This is a genomic window from uncultured Sphingomonas sp. (assembly GCF_913062585.1).
In the GTDB taxonomy this organism is placed as follows: domain Bacteria; phylum Pseudomonadota; class Alphaproteobacteria; order Sphingomonadales; family Sphingomonadaceae; genus Sphingomonas.
Genome location: NZ_CAJXWX010000003.1, coordinates 112597 through 128232 on the forward strand (window position 1 = coordinate 112597; position 15636 = coordinate 128232).

The following is a 15636-nucleotide window of genomic DNA, read 5'->3' on the forward strand; positions in this document are numbered from 1 at the left end:
ATCATGAAAGCCGCCCTCACCTCGCTCGCGCTGATGCTGGCGCTGCCCGCCTGTGCCCAGAGCAAGCCCGCGTCGAACCCCAATGACGCCGACCCCGCGCTCTGGGTGGTCAAGGATGCCGACACCACCATCTATCTGTTTGGCACCATCCATGTGCTGAAGCCCGGCCTGAGCTGGTTCGACGAGGCGGTGAAGACCGCCTTCGACAAGTCCGACCAGCTGATGCTGGAGATGGTGCAGCCCGACCAGGCGACGATGCAGCAGATCGTGCTGAAGAACGGCATCATCACCACCGGCCCGACGCTGACCGAACAGCTGCCCGCCGACAAGCGCGGCGCATATTTGAAGGCAGTGACCGACCTGGGCGCCGATCCGCGCAACTTCGACCGGATGAAGCCCTGGCTGGCGGGCGTAACCCTGTCGCTCGCCCCGATCCAAAAGCTGGGTTACGACCCGGAAAATGGGCCGGAGAAGGTGCTCGCCGACGCGGCCAAGGCGGCGAACAAGCCCGTCGCCGGGCTGGAGACCGCCGAGCAGCAGATCGGCTTCTTCAACGGCCTGTCGCAAAAGGCGCAGATCGAGTTCCTGACCTCGACCGTCGAGGACCTGCCCAAGGCGGGCGAGGAAATGGCCGAGATGGTCGACGAATGGGCCAAGGGCGACCCCGATGCGCTGGCCCGGACGATGAACGAGAGCCTGAAGGACTCGCCCGAGGTCGCGAAGACCCTGCTGACCGACCGCAACGCGCGCTGGGCGACCTGGATCAAGCAGCGCATGGCCAAGCCCGGCACCGTCTTCATCGCGGTCGGCGCGGGCCATCTGGCCGGCAACGACAGCGTCCAGGCGCAGCTCGCCAAGCTGGGTATCAAGGCGCAACGCATCGCCTATTGATCGCGGACAGGGCGGGGAGCCCCCGCCTTGCCTTTCGGGCGCATCTCCGCTATGCGCGCCGGCTTCCGGTCATGGTCATCCCTGGAGGCGTGGTCGGAAGCCTATATCCATTTTGTTTCGGAGTTACTGGAATGAGCGACACCCTTACGCTCGCCGCCGAGACGCGCGATCAGGTTGGCAAGGGAGCCTCCCGTTCGCTGCGTCGTGAAGGCCGCGTCCCCGCCGTGATCTATGGCCAGAACAAGGCCGCCGCGTCGATCCATCTCGAAGAGAAGGCCCTCGTCAAGGCGCTGATGACCGGTCATTTCTTCACCTCGGTCATCATGGTGGACGGCCAGCGTACGCTGGCGAAGGACGTCGCGTTCCATCCCGTCACCGACCGCCCGCTGCACGTCGACTTCCTGCGCATCGGCGAGCATGAGACCGTCACGGTCGCCGTGCCCGTCGTGTTCACCGACGAAGACGAGAGCGGCGTGAAGCAGGGCGGCGTTCTGAACGTCACCCGCCACGAGATCGAGCTGGTCGTCGACGCCGCCAACATCCCGACCGAGATCACCGTCTCGCTCAAGGGCGTGGCCGTGGGCGACTCGATCCACATCTCGGACGTGAAGCTGCCCAAGGGCGCCGAGCCCGCCATCGACGACCGCGACTTCGCGATCGCCACCATCGTTCCGCCGACGGTCCCGACCGCCGCGGACGAAGCGGCCGACGCCGAGGCGCAGGCCGAAGGTTCGGAAGAGGCCTGATCCGGCCTCGCTTCCCCGATCGGGTGAGCGAACGAAAAAGGGGCAGGTGGCGGCGACGCCCCTGCCCTTTTTTATGCCCTGTCCAAATCCTCTCTAAGCTGGACTTGGGAGGGGGTGTGCGAGCGAAATTGTGCCTCCGGCACAATCTTGGCTTGCCGGGGGCAAGCCGAAGCTCGCGCACACGCCAGCGATGGCGGAGAGGCAGGACGGATAGGGCCCTGCCCCTCCACCACGCCCTACGGGCGCGGTCCCCCTCCCCATCTGACGATGGGGAGGAATGGCAAAGGGGCCGCCGAACCTTTCGGTCCGGCGGCCCACCCATCCCCGCTCAGGGATGGCTCAGGACGGAGGGAAGTCCGTCATGTCAGGTCGATCAGCCCTGACCCTGGCTCAGAAAGCCCGTCAGCTCGGTCTTGGACACTTCCTTGTCCTTGTCGGTGTCCGCCTGGGCGAAGGCGCTGCCGACCCACTTCTTGGTCGCGGGCGATTCCGCCTTGGTCGAGGGATCGGTCTGCGACTTCAGCGCGACCATCCACTGGGCGAACTCGGCCTTGTTGAGCTTGCCGTCACCGTCCTTGTCATAGGTCGGGAATTGCGTGTCGACGACTTGCGCGATCTGGCTGCCGGTCGCCTGGACCTGGCCTTCGGCTGGCGCTGACTGGGTCGGCGCGGCGGGCTCGGCCGTGGGCTGCGCAGTCTGCATCGGATCCGCCGTGGTTGCGGGGGCCTTTTGCGGCGCAGCACCTGTGGTCTGGCCGGGCGCAGGCGTCACCTGCGCAAGCACCGGGGCAGACGCCATCATCGCGGCGCCAAGAAAAGCATATTTCATCATCTCGTCTCTCCCTTACTCTGGTTCGATCGATGACTGTGATGGCGGGTCACGCATCCACAACGTTAGTGATACGATTCCGTTCAACATTATGCCATATGGGTATTGCATCTTCGGATTTGAAGGCTCGGCTCGTCCCTGCTAACGGCACGGCACACCGTGATTCCAAGAGGGGATGCACGGTCGCCCGTGCCGATTCCACGACCAGAGGTGCCCCATGATTCCGCGCTATTCCCGAGCCCCCATGACCCGGATCTGGGATCCGCAGACCCGTTTCCGCATCTGGTTCGAGATCGAAGCGCACGCCACCGATGCATTGGCCGAGCTGGGCGTCGTGCCGAAGGAAGCCGCCGCGCGTATCTGGGAAGCCGACAAGGCGGCGGGCGATTTCGACATCGACCGCATCGATTCGATCGAGGCGGAGACCAAGCACGACGTCATCGCCTTCCTGACCCATGTCGCCGAGCGGACCGGGCCGGAAGCGCGCTTCCTGCACCAGGGCATGACCTCGTCCGACGTGCTCGACACCTGCCTGGCGGTGCAGCTGGCGCGCGCCTCGGACATCCTGATCGAGGATCTCGACGCGCTGCTCGCCGTCATCAAGCGCCGTGCGTACGAGCATAAGCTGACTCCGACCATCGGCCGCAGCCATGGCATCCATGCCGAGCCGGTCACCTTCGGCCTGAAGCTGGCGCAAGCCTATGCCGAGTTCGACCGCAACCGCGCCCGCCTGGTCGCGGCACGCGCCGACATCGCCACCTGCGCGATCTCGGGCGCGGTCGGCACCTTCGCGAACATCGACCCGCGCGTCGAAGCCCATGTCGCCGAGAAGATGGGCCTGACCGTCGAGCCCGTCTCGACCCAGGTCATCCCGCGCGACCGCCATGCGATGTTCTTCGCCACGCTGGGCGTCATCGCCAGCTCGATCGAGCGGCTGGCGACCGAGGTCCGCCACCTGCAGCGCACCGAGGTTCTAGAGGCCGAGGAATATTTCTCGCCCGGCCAGAAGGGTTCGTCGGCGATGCCGCACAAGCGCAACCCGGTGCTGACCGAAAACCTGACCGGCCTCGCCCGCATGGTGCGCGGTTACGTGACGCCTGCGCTGGAGAATGTTGCGCTGTGGCATGAGCGCGACATCAGCCACTCCTCGGTCGAGCGCTATATCGGCCCCGACGCGACCATCACCCTCGACTTCGCGCTGGCCCGCCTGACCGGCGTGATCGACAAGCTGGTCGTCTATCCGGCGCGGATGGAGAAGAACCTCAACAAGATGGGCGGCCTCGTCCATTCGCAGCGGGTGCTGCTGGCGCTGACCCAGGCGGGCGTGAGCCGCGAGGACAGCTATCGCCTGGTCCAGCGCAACGCGATGAAGGTGTGGGAGTCGGACGGCGAATTGTCGCTGATGGAGCTGCTCAAGGCGGATGCGGACGTGACCGCGGCGCTGTCGCCGGAGGAGATCGAGGCGCGGTTCGACCTCGATTATCACTACAAGAATGTCGACGCGATTTTCGCGCGGGTGTTCGGGGAAGCGTGATGTTGGGGGGAGTTCCGGCGGCGGCATGTTTTGCCGAACCGTACTCCCCTCCCCCAGCCCCTCCCGCCTTCGGGAGGGGAGAGGGCGTGGGCAACCGCTTCCCCAAATAACTCCCCTCCCGCAGGCGGGAGGGGCTGGGGGAGGGAACACCGCTTGTTATTCGAGCGACCGGCCGATGGGCCTTACCCCACCCAACCCGCCAACCAGTCCGCCAGCGCCTGCGGCGTCATCGACCGCGCATCGGCCAGCGCCGTCTCGCGCCCTGCATTGACCAGCCGGTTGGTCTTCGGATCGACGATCAGCACGGCGGGCACGCCCTGCAACCGCCCCTTGATCCCGTAGGACGCCGGGATATCCATATTCTGGTCGAACCGACCGACATCGACCGTCACCACCTCGAAATGCTTCGCGACGAAGGGCCGCAACTGCGGCAATTCCATCGTGCCCGCCAGCAAGCGGCAGTCGAGGCACCAATTGCCGCCCAGATCGATCAGCAGCCGCTTGTGCGCCTTGACCGAGCGTGCGCGAGCGGCAGCGATCTCCGCTTTCGCGTCACTTGCATGATAGGGCAGCGGCAGCGGCTTGGGCAGCGCCTCGAAACTGGCGATGCCGACGCGCGGCGCCGAAACGGGGGCGGCGGCGGTCAGAATGACTGGAGACAAGATCGAAAGAAGCATGAAAGAGTGGCGCATGAAGATACTCCCTGGAACGCTCCCATTTCACGACGGTAAACAGCCGGACGCAATCCATAAATGAGCGCGTGAGTGGGGCAAGCGCTCGACAAACGGGTCACGAGAGCGGCTTGGGAACTTCCAGGTGCGCCGCGCGAACGAGAGGTTTCAGGGATCGTTCGATCCGTGACCGGGGTATCTCACTGCCACCACCACAAGGATAGCCGCCCAGTTCATAGGGGTCGTAGGTATAGGTCACGGCTTTCGGCGTCAGGGTAGGCACCCGACCAACCGCCTTGGGACGATCACAACCCTCTGGACCGCCGCTATAATTGGCATTGTAGAAACTGCTCAGCAGCCGATCGACCGCCGGATCATGCACGTTCCGTAAAACATCCCGATCATTCAGTGCTCTGCCAAGAGGGAGAGCCCATATCATCGCTCGGCTGTAGCTGACAGGATGCGGGCCGCCATAATAGCCTGAAGCTCCCAGCGAGGCGGATATGATGGCGCTGGAGGCAGCCGTGATCTTGATGCCCACGTCGACCTGACTCGCCTGTTCATCGTTTGGGCCGTCATCGCCTTCCAACAGACGCAGCCCGTCCTGAAGCCAGGTCCGCATGGCCATGTTCCAGCGGCGCTCCGCCGCCGAATGCGGTCGATCGATCTGGACGAGTGTCATCGAAACGTTACGGAGCGGCGGCAGATTATGTTCGTCGGGATCCGGCGGCACCGGCGTTTCCATCAGGCTCGTCAATGTCAGGAAGACATGACCGGCCGCGATCGTCACCGAGTCCTTCAGTTCACGGGTACGATCGTCGAGCTTCTCGATCAGGCAGGTGTCCCGCGTGAGCCTACGCTCGAAATAGCGATTGCGCGGATCGCAGGTGATCGAAAGCCAGCGGAGGAAATGCCGCTGATTGGCCAGCAGAGCCTGTCGCCCCTCGAGCGACAGTGCATGCCAGGCGTGGCCGTATTGCGCCGCCATCCGGCCATCAGCAACGGCTGCGTTGGGATTGGCGCAAATCGTGCGTTCAATCGGCGTGGCGGCCTTGGCACAATCAAAACCGGGCTGAGAGTAAACCAGCGGCACATCCGCCCCCAGCGCCAAAGCCAATGCTACGATCATGATCACCCCCCGATGACCTCATTTTAATCGGCAATGGCCGCCCTACCAAATGGCTTTCACGGCCCGCCTCAAGCGCCTTCGACCAGCGTCACTCCCCCGCGAACACACTCTTCAACTTGGCGAAGAAGCCCTGGCTCTCCGGGCATTCGTCGCCGGTCTCGGTCTCGCGGAAGAGTTCGAGCAGTTCGCGCTGGCGGGTCGACAGGCGGGTCGGCGTCTCGACCTCTATCTGGATGACCAGGTCGCCGGTGCCGCGTCCCTGCAGGACCGGCATGCCTGCCCCGCGCTGGCGGAGTTGCTTGCCCGACTGGATGCCCGCCGGGATCTTGATCTCGTGGGTGCGCCCGTCGAGGCCGGGAATCGACAGCGATCCGCCCAGCGCCGCCGTCGTGAAGCTGATCGGCGCGCGCGCGAAGAGGGTGGTCCCCTCGCGCTCGAAAATGGCGTGGCGCTTGACGTGAAGGAAGATGTAGAGGTCGCCCGCCGGCGCGCCGCGCGCACCCGCCTCGCCCTCACCGGTCAGGCGGATGCGGGTGCCCTCGTCGACACCCGCCGGGATGTTCACGGCCAGCGTCTTAGTCTTCTCGACCCGGCCCTCGCCGCGGCAGTCGGGGCACGGATCGGCGATGATCTGCCCTGCGCCCTGGCAGACCGGGCAGGTCCGCTCGACCACGAAAAAGCCCTGCTGCGCGCGGACCTTGCCATGGCCGCCGCAATGCTGGCAGGTCTTGGCGCTGGTCCCGGCCTTGGCGCCGGTGCCGTCGCAGGTATCGCACGCCGCCGAGACATCGACGGTGATCTCGGTCTGCTTGCCGTGGAACGCCTCTTCGAGCGAGATTTCCATGTCGTAGCGGAGGTCCGCGCCGCGCCGGGGCGATTGCCGCCCGCCGCCGCGTCCGCCGCCCATGAATTCGCCGAAGACGCTTTCGAAAATGTCAGAAAAGGCGCCGAAATCCTGTGCGCCGTGGCCGCCGCCGGCCCCGCCCATGCCCTGCTGGAAGGCGGCATGGCCATAGCGATCATAGGCCGCGCGCTTCTGGGGGTCCTTCAGGCAGTCATAAGCCTCGCTGATCGCCTTGAACTTGGCCTCGGAGTCCTTGCAGCCCGCATTGCGGTCCGGATGGTATTGCATGGCCAGCTTGCGGTAGCGCGACTTGATCGTCGCATCGTCCGCCGTGCGCTCGCATTCGAGCAGTTCATAATAGTCAATCGTCGTGCTCATGCCCGGTCTCGCCCCGTCCGCCCGTGCGCGCTTCGCTGGCCGACCGCGCCATCAGGCCGGACGGAGCGACACCGCGAAGCGCTTCGTCATGGGCCCCGGCTTTCATCAACCGGGGCGGTATTCAAATGCAAAAGCCATGGCCCGGCCCACCCGAAGGCAGGCCGGGCGCATGCGCCTTACTTGGTGTCGTCGACTTCCGAAAATTCGGCGTCGACCACATCGTCCTGCTTGGCCGCACCTGCGTCGGCAGCGGGCGAGGCTTCCGCCTGCTGCTGCTTCTCGTAGATGGCCTGGCCCAGCTTCATCGCGACCTGAGCGAGGGCCTGCGCCTTCTCGTTCATCGTGTCGGGGTTGCCACCCTCGACCGCCGTCTTGGTCTCGGCGATCGCCGCCTCGATCTCCGACTTCAGCGACGCGTCGACCTTGTCGCCATTGTCAGCCAGCTGACGCTCGGTGGTGTGGATGAGCGACTCGGCGTTGTTCTTGGCCTCGGCCTCGGCACGACGCTTCTTGTCCTCTTCCGCGAACTTCTCCGCGTCACGGACCATCTGGTCGATGTCGTTGTCCGACAGACCGCCCGACGCCTGGATGCGGATCTGCTGCTCCTTGCCGGTGCCCTTGTCCTTGGCCGAGACGTTGACGATGCCGTTGGCGTCGATGTCGAACGTGACCTCGATCTGCGGAACGCCGCGCGGCGCCGGCGGGATGCCGACCAGGTCGAACTGACCCAGCAGCTTGTTGTCCTGCGCCATCTCTCGCTCGCCCTGGAAGACCCGGATCGTCACCGCATTCTGGTTGTCGTCGGCGGTCGAATAGACTTGGCTCTTCTTGGTCGGGATCGTCGTGTTGCGGTCGATCATCTTGGTCATGATGCCGCCCAGCGTCTCGATACCCAGCGACAGCGGGGTCACGTCGAGCAGCAGCACGTCCTTGACGTCGCCCTGCAGCACGCCGGCCTGGATCGCCGCACCCATGGCGACGACTTCGTCCGGGTTCACGCCGGTGTGCGGGTCCTTGCCGAAGAAGTTCTTCACGACTTCACGGACGCGCGGCATACGGGTCATGCCGCCCACCAGCACCACGTCGGCGATCTCGTCCGCCTTCATGCCCGCATCGGCCAGCGCCTTCTTGCAGGGCTCCAGCGTGCGCTGGATCAGGTCCTCGACCAGACGCTCCAGGTCGGCGCGAGTGATCGACTTGACCAGGTGCTTCGGGCCGTTCTGGTCGGCGGTGATGAAGGGCAGGTTGACCTCGGTCGACTGGGCCGAAGACAGCTCGATCTTCGCCTTCTCGGCCGCTTCCTTCAGACGCTGGAGCGCCAGCTTGTCCTTGGTGAGGTCGATGCCCTCGTCCTTCTGGAAGCCCGAGGCCAGGAAGTCGACGATCTTGTTGTCGAAGTCTTCGCCGCCCAGGAAGGTGTCGCCGTTGGTCGCCTTCACCTCGAACACGCCGTCGCCGATCTCGAGGATCGAGATGTCGAACGTGCCGCCGCCAAGGTCATAGACCGCGATCGTCTTGCCGTCCTGCTTCTCCAGGCCATAGGCCAGCGCCGCCGCGGTCGGCTCGTTGATGATGCGCAGCACTTCGAGGCCTGCGATCTGGCCGGCGTCCTTGGTTGCCTGACGCTGCGCGTCGTTGAAGTACGCAGGCACGGTGATGACCGCCTGGGTCACCGTCTCGCCGAGATACGATTCGGCGGTTTCCTTCATCTTCTGGAGCGTGAAGGCCGAAATCTGCGACGGGCTGTAATCCTTGCCGCCCGCATGGACCCATGCGTCGCCGTTCGGACCGCGCGCGATCGCGTACGGGACCAGCTCGGTGTCCTTCTTGGTGACGGGGTCGTCGAAGCGGCGACCGATCAGGCGCTTCACCGCGAAGATCGTGTTGTCGGGGTTGGTCACCGCCTGGCGCTTGGCGGGCTGGCCGATCAGGCGCTCGCCATCCTTGGCGAAGGCGACGATCGACGGCGTGGTGCGCGCGCCTTCCGCGTTTTCGATGACCTTGGGCTTGCCGCCCTCCATGACAGCGACGCAGCTGTTGGTGGTGCCGAGGTCGATGCCGATCACTTTTGCCATAAGTCTCTAAATGCCCCTCAAGAACATAGTCTGGAAGTCAGATGCCGGGGTCCGTCGGTCCCGAAAGCGGCAACCGAAAACCCCGTTCACGAAGCCGGATATAGGTGGGCGATTTGTTGCCGCAAGATTGGATGGAACCTAGGGTCGCCTCAGGATTTGCCGAAACGGGAGGGTTTGCCATGCGGGCTGCGTTTTTTTGGGGGCTTTGCGCCGTGTCGGGCGCGGCCCTGCTGACGGGATGCAGCGGCAAGCCGACGCTGGAGAGTTCGGACGGCTGGGTCCGCCTCGCCGCCGTGCCGGGACGCCCGGCCGCGGCCTATTTCACCATCCGGGGCGGCCCGAAGCCGATGACCCTGATCGACGTCAGCAGCGATGTGGCGATCGGCACCGAGATGCATGAGGGCGGCATGGCGATGAAGAAGGTCGACGCCGTCCCCATTCCGGCGGGCGCCACCGTCGCCTTCCGGCCGGGCGGGCGGCACGTCATGCTCTACCACATGAATCCGGGCGTGAAGCCGGGACGCATCCTGTCGCTGCTGCTCACCTTTTCCGACGGCACGCGCCTGCGCCAGGGTGCGCGGGTGATCGCGGCGGGCGATCCGGCCCCCACCGGCTCGTGACGAAGCGCCCCCTCACCCCGGCCGAGGAAGCGCTGGCGCGCGGCGTCTTCGGGGATGCGATCGACTATGCGAAGGTGCGGCTGTCGCCGACCAAATGGGCGTTCTTCCAGCCGCGCGATACGGTGATGGCACCGACGGGATGTATCCATTTCCATCCCAAGGGCGGGCTGTGGCGCGAGGATTTCGGCACCTGTCCCCTACACGAACAGGGGCTATTCGTGCACGAGATGGTCCATATCTGGCAGCATCAGCAGGGCATCTTCCTGCCGCTGAAGCGCCATCCCTTCTGCCGCTACACCTATGCGCTGAAGCCGGGCCAGGCCTTTGCCCGTTACGGCCTGGAGCAGCAGGCGGAGATCGTCCGCCATGCCTTTCTGCTCGCGCATGGCGCGCGGGTGGCGGGGGCGCCGCCGAAAGCGCAATATGACAGTCTGATTCCTTTTCCGGGGCCCTGATATCCGGGAAAAACCCGGCCGGAATTTGCCCGGATTGCCGCGGCTTGGTTAACGCCGTCATCACCATCCCTCACGCGCGGGACGCGTGCGACAGGGAATGGAAAACAGCGATGACGGTCATCAACACCAATGGTGCCGCCCTGCGCGCGCTGGCCGCAAACAACCGCGCCAGCGCCGCCATCGGCGAGTCGATGATCAAGATGTCCTCGGGCCAGAAGATCAGCTCGGCCAAGGACGATGCGGCGGGGCTCGCGATCAGCAACTCGATGACGTCCCAGATCCGCGGCATGACGCAGGGCATCCGCAACGCGATGGACGGCATCTCGATGGTCCAGACCGCCGACGGCATCCTGAACGAGACGAGCAACGTCCTGCAGCGCCTGCGCGAACTGGCGATCCAGGGGCGGTCCGACACCTATAGCGACAAGGACCGCAAGGCGATCCAGGTCGAGGTCGCGGCGCTGGCGACGCAGATCGACAATACGCTGAAAAAGGCCGCCTATAACGGCCTCAACCTCTTCCGCACCGAGGCGCCGACCTTCGACGCCAACGACCAGCCGATCGACGACGCGATCCAGATGAACGTGCAGACCGGCCCCGGCACCACCGACTTCGTGGCCGTGCGTACCGACGCGATCTCGACCGAGTTCGACCGCGACAAAAGCGCCAAGACCTGGGACTATCCACTGCTGCACGCGTCGCGCGCGGCGGGTTCCGGCTATGAGATCACCATCTTCCTGACGCCACCCGCGACGCAGGCGGGCACGGCGACCCATCTCGTCACCTTCGACGACTATATGGCCAAGGGAAAGATCGCGGGGCGCGAGATCGGCCGCGACGATATCGGCACGATCGTGACGCAGCAGCCGGGTGACCAGTGGCACGACCCGGATGGCGGTCCGCGCCAATATGACGGCCTGCTCGGTCCCGCCACGACCACCGCCTCGCCCCAGACCCACCTCGTCACCGTCGAGGACTATATCGCCAAGGGCAGCATCGCCGGACGCCCGATCACGCGCGACGATATCGGCACGACCGTCACGCAGAATATGGGCGACCAATGGTATGACGCCAACCGGATCGACCCGCGCGACCAGCGCTATCTGACATTCGAAGCCGCCGTCATCCCGCCCAAATCACATGTCGTCACGATGGAGGACTATATGGCCTCCGGCACGTTCAACGGACGCTATATCACGCTGGAGGATGTCGGCACCTCCGTCCAGAACATGGGCGGCGCGCAGTGGTACGACCCGGCCAAGGGCGGCTATATGACGCATATGAGCCCCAGCGAATATGCCGAGCGGCGGCATTTCGAGCTGAACGAGGAACTCGACGTCACCAACACCTATCGCATCGATAATACGCTCAGCCGGATCGACGCGATGCTGACCAAGATCAGCGACGTGCGCGGCTCCCTGGGCAGCAGCGCCAACCGCCTGCAATCCGCCGCGAACGACCTGACCAGCACGACGACCAATTTGTCGGAGGCGCGCTCGCGGATCACCGACACCGACTTCTCGCAGGAAAGCGTCAATCTGGCGCGCGAGCAGATCCTGTCCCAGGCCTCGATCGCGATGCTGGCGCAGGCGCAGCAGAGCCAGAAGGACATATTGAAGCTGCTCGGCCAATAAAAAAGGGCGGCCCTATCGGACCGCCCCTTTTCGCATAAATTGGCAAAAGACCGATCAATCGGGCTTCTTGGCCACCGCGACCAGCGCGGGGCGCAGCAGCCGGTCCTTGATCATATAGCCCGACTGCATCTCCTGCACGATCGTGCCCGGCTCCTGGTCGGAGGGCATTTCGATCATCGCCTGATGCTTGTTGGGGTCGAGCGCCTGGCCCATCGCCTCGATCTTGGTGATGCCGTGACGGCCCAACACGCTATCCAGCTCGCGGCCGGTGGCATCCAGGCCGGTCACCAGCCCCTTCCACTTGTCGTCGGTGCGCAGTTCGGCCGGGATCGCCTGAAGCGCGCGCTGAAGATTGTCGGCGACCGACAGGACGTCGCGCGCGAAAGCGGTCGCGGCATAGTTGCGCGCGTCGGCCGCTTCCTTTTCGGCGCGGCGACGGACATTCTGGTTCTCGGCCTGGGCATAGAGATATTGCTGCTTGGCCTCGGCCAGCTGGTTCTCCAGCTCGGAAACGCGGTCCTGCACCGCAACTTCGGGCGCGGCCTCGGCCGTTTCCCCGCGCAGGTCGTTCTGGGTCTCGTTGATCGTATTTTCGCTCATCATAATCCCTGTTCAGCCCATCATCCGGGCAAGCGTTGCCGCCGTGAAATCCACCATGGGCACGACGCGGGCATAGTTCAACCGCGTGGGCCCAATTACACCGACCACACCGACCACTTGGCCGTCGAGGCCGCGAAACGGCCGGGCGATCACCGAAGACCCCGAAAGCGCGAACAATTTATTCTCCGCGCCGATGAAGATGCGGGTCGAATCCCCGGCGCGCGCCGAATCGAGCAGGTGCGCGATCTCCTGCTTGCCCTCCAGATCGTCGAGAAGGTCGCGGACCCGTTCCAGATCGGCGGCGGCGGCGGCGTCGATCAGACGCCCCTGCCCGCGCACGATCAGGATCGGGCGGCGATTGCCGTCCTCGCTCCACACCGCCAGCCCCTGTTCGACCAGCGCCCGCGCCGCGCCGTCCAGCGCCGCGCGCCCGGCCGCCAGCTCGCGCTCCAGCCGCTCGCGCGCCTGACCCAGCGTCAGCCCGGCCAGCGTCGCGGACAGATAATTGCCCGCCTCGATCAGCGCGGACGCCGTCATGCCCGGCGGCAGCTCCAGTACCCGGTTCTCGACCGCGCCATCCTCCGCCACCAGCACGGCCAGCGCCTGGGTCGGCGAGAGCGGCACGAAACCGATCGAGCGCAGCTTCATCTCGCGCTTGGGCACCATCACCAGCCCGGCACAGGCCGACAGTCCCGACAGCACCGCCGTCGTCGCCGCCAGCGCCTCCTCGACCGGGCCGGAGCGCGCGGCGCGCGCCTCGATCGCGGCGCGCTCCTCGATACTGGGCTCCATCGCGTGCATCATGCCGTCGACGAACAGCCGCAGCCCCATATCGGTCGGCATCCGCCCCGCACTGGTATGCGGCGCGGCGAGCAGGCCCCGCTCCTCCAGCTCCTGAAGCACGTTGCGGATCGAAGCGGGCGACAGGTTGATCCCCGACAGCGCGATGGTCTTCGACCCCACCGGCTGGCCGCTGGTGAGATAGCTGTCGACCACGACGCGAAAGATATCGCGCGCCCGGTCGGTAAGCTCGGTGATGGGTGGGGTGACCATGTGCCAAATGTAGGCACCCGCCACACGCTACTCAACCGCGATCGGAAGACCCTCCTTCTTCTCTGCGATCTCTGCGCCTCTGCGCGCAGAAAAGAGATTGTTCACGCGAAGCCGCGAAGAGGGGACTGGAAATCTTCGCGGCTTCGCGGCTTCGCGTGAACCATTTTGTCGCGCGGAGGCGCAGAGGACGCAGAGAGAAGAAGGGAGTGTTTTCCGATCGCCACCTTCGTCTCTGGCGCATCGCGCGGGGGCCGGTTAGGGCTGGCGCCAAGGAACAAGGAGAAGACTATGCGCCCGTCCGGCCGGATGCCCGACCAGATGCGTCCCATCACGATCGAGCCGAATTTCACCCGCCACGCCGAAGGTTCGGTGCTGATCGGGTTCGGCGATACCAAGGTGCTCGTCACCGCCAGCGTCGAAGAGCGCGTGCCCCCCTTCCTGCGCGGCAAGGGCGAAGGCTGGGTCACGGCCGAGTACGGCATGCTCCCCCGCGCCACCCATACGCGCGGCAGCCGCGAGGCGGCCAAAGGCAAGCAGTCGGGCCGTACCCAGGAAATCCAGCGGCTGATCGGCCGCTCCCTGCGCGCCGTCTGCGACCTGAAGGCGCTGGGCGAGCGGCAGATCACCATCGACTGCGACGTGATCCAGGCCGATGGCGGCACCCGCACCGCCGCCATTTCGGGCGCATGGGTCGCGCTACGCATGGCGGTCAACACGCTGATGGCCGAGGGCAAGCTGACCAGCGACCCGATCCGCAACAAGGTCGCCGCCGTGTCGTGCGGCATCCATCAGGGCACGCCGGTCCTCGACCTCGACTATATCGAGGACTCGAACGCCGATGCCGATGCGAATTTCGTGCTGATCGAGAACGGCCATATCGCCGAGGTCCAGGCGACCGCCGAGCACGCCACCTATGACGAAGAGGCGCTGCTGCGCCTGCTCCGCCTGGCGCGCATGGGCTGCACCGAGATCTTCGCGGCGCAGGAACAGGCGATCCGCGCATGAGCGGCGAAGGCAATGGCCGCCAGGCGATCCGCAAGCTGACGCCCGGCAAGCTGGTGCTGGCCAGCCACAACAAGGGCAAGATCGTCGAATTTCGCGAACTGCTCGCGCCATACGGCATGGAGGTGATCGCGGCGGGCGATCTCGACCTGCCCGAGCCCGAGGAAACCGGCACGACCTTCGTCGCCAATGCCGAGTTGAAGGCGCTGGCCGCCGCCGACCTGTCGGGGCTCCCTGCCCTGTCGGATGACAGCGGCTTGTGCGTCGAGGCGCTGGGCGGCGATCCGGGGCTGTTCTCGGCGCGCTGGGCGGGGCGGGAGAAGGACTTCGCCATGGCGATGCGCGCGGTCGAGGATCGGCTGAACGAGGAACCGGACATGAGCCGCGCCGCGCATTTCGTCTGCGCGCTGGCGGTCGGCTGGCCCGACGGGCATGTCGAATGGTTCGAGGGGCGCGTCGACGGCACCATCGTCTGGCCGCCGCGCGGGGACAAGGGCCATGGGTACGACCCGATCTTCCAGCCGATCGGCTATAGCGAAACCTTCGCCGAGATGGACCAGGACGAAAAGAACCGCATCAGCCACCGCGCCGATGCCTTCGGCCAGCTGGTGAAGGCGGTGTTCTGACCGCAAACTCCTCCCCTGCAAGGGGAGGGGGGCCATGCGAAGCATGGTGGAGGGGTGTCGCCCTCTCGATAGCGCGACACCCCTCCGTCAGGGCTTCGCCCGCCACCTCTCCTTGCAGGGGAGGAAATGTGTTACCCCTTGGCCAGCCGCTTCTGGTTGGCCGTGACCACCCGGTGCACCGGCGTCATCGCCTGGACCGGCATCGACGCGCCGATCAGCATGGCGCGCGCCATTGCTTCCCACGCGTCGAACACGCCACCGCGCGGGTCGTGGCGCGACAGGCGCGACAGCGCCGCCTGGTCGCGGTTCCAGACCTTGGCCGACTGGTCGAACGCCTTCACCTTCTCGCTGACCATCAAAGTCATTTCGGCGACCGACGACGTACCCGTCGCCATCGCGCCCATCCGGGTCGCGATCACGCTCTGCGCGCTCATCATCGCCTCGCCCGCCATCACCGCGAATCGCGCCGGTGCCGTCCAGAAGGCGAGCCACGCCATGGGATCATAGGGATTGGCCATCGGAGTCACACCTTATCGTCCGCCTGGACCG

Annotated in this window: 16 protein-coding genes; 8 read left to right on the plus strand and 8 right to left on the minus strand. The window is 65.6% G+C overall.

The window, feature by feature from the left end:
* Nucleotides 1-3 precede the first annotated feature (3 nt).
* Nucleotides 4-891: a TraB/GumN family protein gene (locus tag QZ546_RS03805; protein ID WP_294234968.1), complete on the plus strand. Its 888-nt coding sequence runs from the start codon at nt 4-6 to the stop codon at nt 889-891.
* Between the two features lie 131 nt (nt 892-1022).
* The gene (locus tag QZ546_RS03810) at nt 1023-1637 is read left to right on the plus strand and encodes a 50S ribosomal protein L25/general stress protein Ctc (protein ID WP_294234969.1); all 615 of its coding nucleotides are present in this window, start codon (nt 1023-1025) and stop codon (nt 1635-1637) included.
* A gap of 373 nt (nt 1638-2010) precedes the next feature.
* Here the strand turns inward: QZ546_RS03810 and QZ546_RS03815 are convergent, their stop codons facing one another.
* Nucleotides 2011-2469, minus strand: a complete 459-nt coding sequence (locus QZ546_RS03815) for an EF-hand domain-containing protein (RefSeq protein ID WP_294234971.1) — start codon at nt 2467-2469, stop codon at nt 2011-2013.
* Nucleotides 2470-2683: 214 nt separating this feature from the next.
* Here QZ546_RS03815 and purB point away from each other — a divergent pair, with 214 nt between their 5' ends.
* Nucleotides 2684-4000 carry an adenylosuccinate lyase gene (gene purB, locus QZ546_RS03820; protein WP_294234974.1) on the plus strand — a complete coding sequence of 439 codons (1317 nt, stop codon included), beginning with the start codon at nt 2684-2686 and terminating at the stop codon, nt 3998-4000.
* A gap of 182 nt (nt 4001-4182) precedes the next feature.
* Here the strand turns inward: purB and QZ546_RS03825 are convergent, their stop codons facing one another.
* From QZ546_RS03825 to dnaK, 4 genes are all read right to left on the minus strand, one after another.
* Nucleotides 4183-4692, minus strand: coding sequence for a thioredoxin family protein (locus QZ546_RS03825; protein WP_294234975.1), 510 nt, complete (start codon nt 4690-4692; stop codon nt 4183-4185).
* A gap of 97 nt (nt 4693-4789) precedes the next feature.
* The gene (locus QZ546_RS03830) at nt 4790-5800 is read right to left on the minus strand and encodes a lysozyme inhibitor LprI family protein (protein ID WP_294234978.1); all 1011 of its coding nucleotides are present in this window, start codon (nt 5798-5800) and stop codon (nt 4790-4792) included.
* 88 nt (nt 5801-5888) lie between these two features.
* Nucleotides 5889-7022 carry a molecular chaperone DnaJ gene (gene dnaJ / locus QZ546_RS03835; RefSeq protein ID WP_294234980.1) on the minus strand — a complete coding sequence of 378 codons (1134 nt, stop codon included), beginning with the start codon at nt 7020-7022 and terminating at the stop codon, nt 5889-5891.
* Nucleotides 7023-7198: 176 nt separating this feature from the next.
* Nucleotides 7199-9097 (minus strand): molecular chaperone DnaK, encoded by a 1899-nt coding sequence (gene dnaK, locus QZ546_RS03840; protein WP_294234983.1) that lies wholly within the window; start codon nt 9095-9097, stop codon nt 7199-7201.
* Nucleotides 9098-9276: 179 nt separating this feature from the next.
* Here dnaK and QZ546_RS03845 point away from each other — a divergent pair, with 179 nt between their 5' ends.
* The 3 genes from QZ546_RS03845 to QZ546_RS03855 all read left to right on the plus strand — a co-directional run bounded on the left by QZ546_RS03845 (nt 9277) and on the right by QZ546_RS03855 (nt 11806).
* The gene (locus QZ546_RS03845) at nt 9277-9717 is read left to right on the plus strand and encodes a copper chaperone PCu(A)C (protein ID WP_294234985.1); all 441 of its coding nucleotides are present in this window, start codon (nt 9277-9279) and stop codon (nt 9715-9717) included.
* On the plus strand, nt 9714-10172 hold the full coding sequence (locus QZ546_RS03850) for a vgr related protein (protein ID WP_294234987.1): 459 nt from the start codon (nt 9714-9716) through the stop codon (nt 10170-10172). Before QZ546_RS03845 ends, QZ546_RS03850 begins: the two co-directional genes overlap by 4 nt.
* 110 nt (nt 10173-10282) lie before the next feature.
* Nucleotides 10283-11806 (plus strand): flagellin, encoded by a 1524-nt coding sequence (locus QZ546_RS03855; protein ID WP_294234989.1) that lies wholly within the window; start codon nt 10283-10285, stop codon nt 11804-11806.
* Nucleotides 11807-11860: 54 nt separating this feature from the next.
* Here the strand turns inward: QZ546_RS03855 and grpE are convergent, their stop codons facing one another.
* Nucleotides 11861-12406, minus strand: a complete 546-nt coding sequence (grpE, locus tag QZ546_RS03860; RefSeq protein WP_294235238.1) for a nucleotide exchange factor GrpE — start codon at nt 12404-12406, stop codon at nt 11861-11863.
* 12 nt (nt 12407-12418) lie between these two features.
* Nucleotides 12419-13459 (minus strand): heat-inducible transcriptional repressor HrcA, encoded by a 1041-nt coding sequence (gene hrcA / locus QZ546_RS03865; RefSeq protein WP_294234991.1) that lies wholly within the window; start codon nt 13457-13459, stop codon nt 12419-12421.
* A 288-nt stretch (nt 13460-13747) separates the two neighbouring features.
* On the opposite strand from hrcA, the gene rph reads away from it, so the two are divergent.
* Nucleotides 13748-14464: a ribonuclease PH gene (rph, locus tag QZ546_RS03870; protein ID WP_294234994.1), complete on the plus strand. Its 717-nt coding sequence runs from the start codon at nt 13748-13750 to the stop codon at nt 14462-14464.
* A complete protein-coding gene (rdgB, locus tag QZ546_RS03875; protein WP_294234996.1) occupies nt 14461-15087 on the plus strand; it encodes an RdgB/HAM1 family non-canonical purine NTP pyrophosphatase in 627 nt (208 codons plus the stop codon). Before rph ends, rdgB begins: the two co-directional genes overlap by 4 nt.
* A 131-nt stretch (nt 15088-15218) precedes the next feature.
* Here rdgB and QZ546_RS03880 read toward each other — a convergent pair whose 3' ends face one another.
* On the minus strand, nt 15219-15605 hold the full coding sequence (locus QZ546_RS03880; RefSeq protein ID WP_294234998.1) for a hypothetical protein: 387 nt from the start codon (nt 15603-15605) through the stop codon (nt 15219-15221).
* Between the last annotated feature and the right edge of the window lie 31 nt (nt 15606-15636).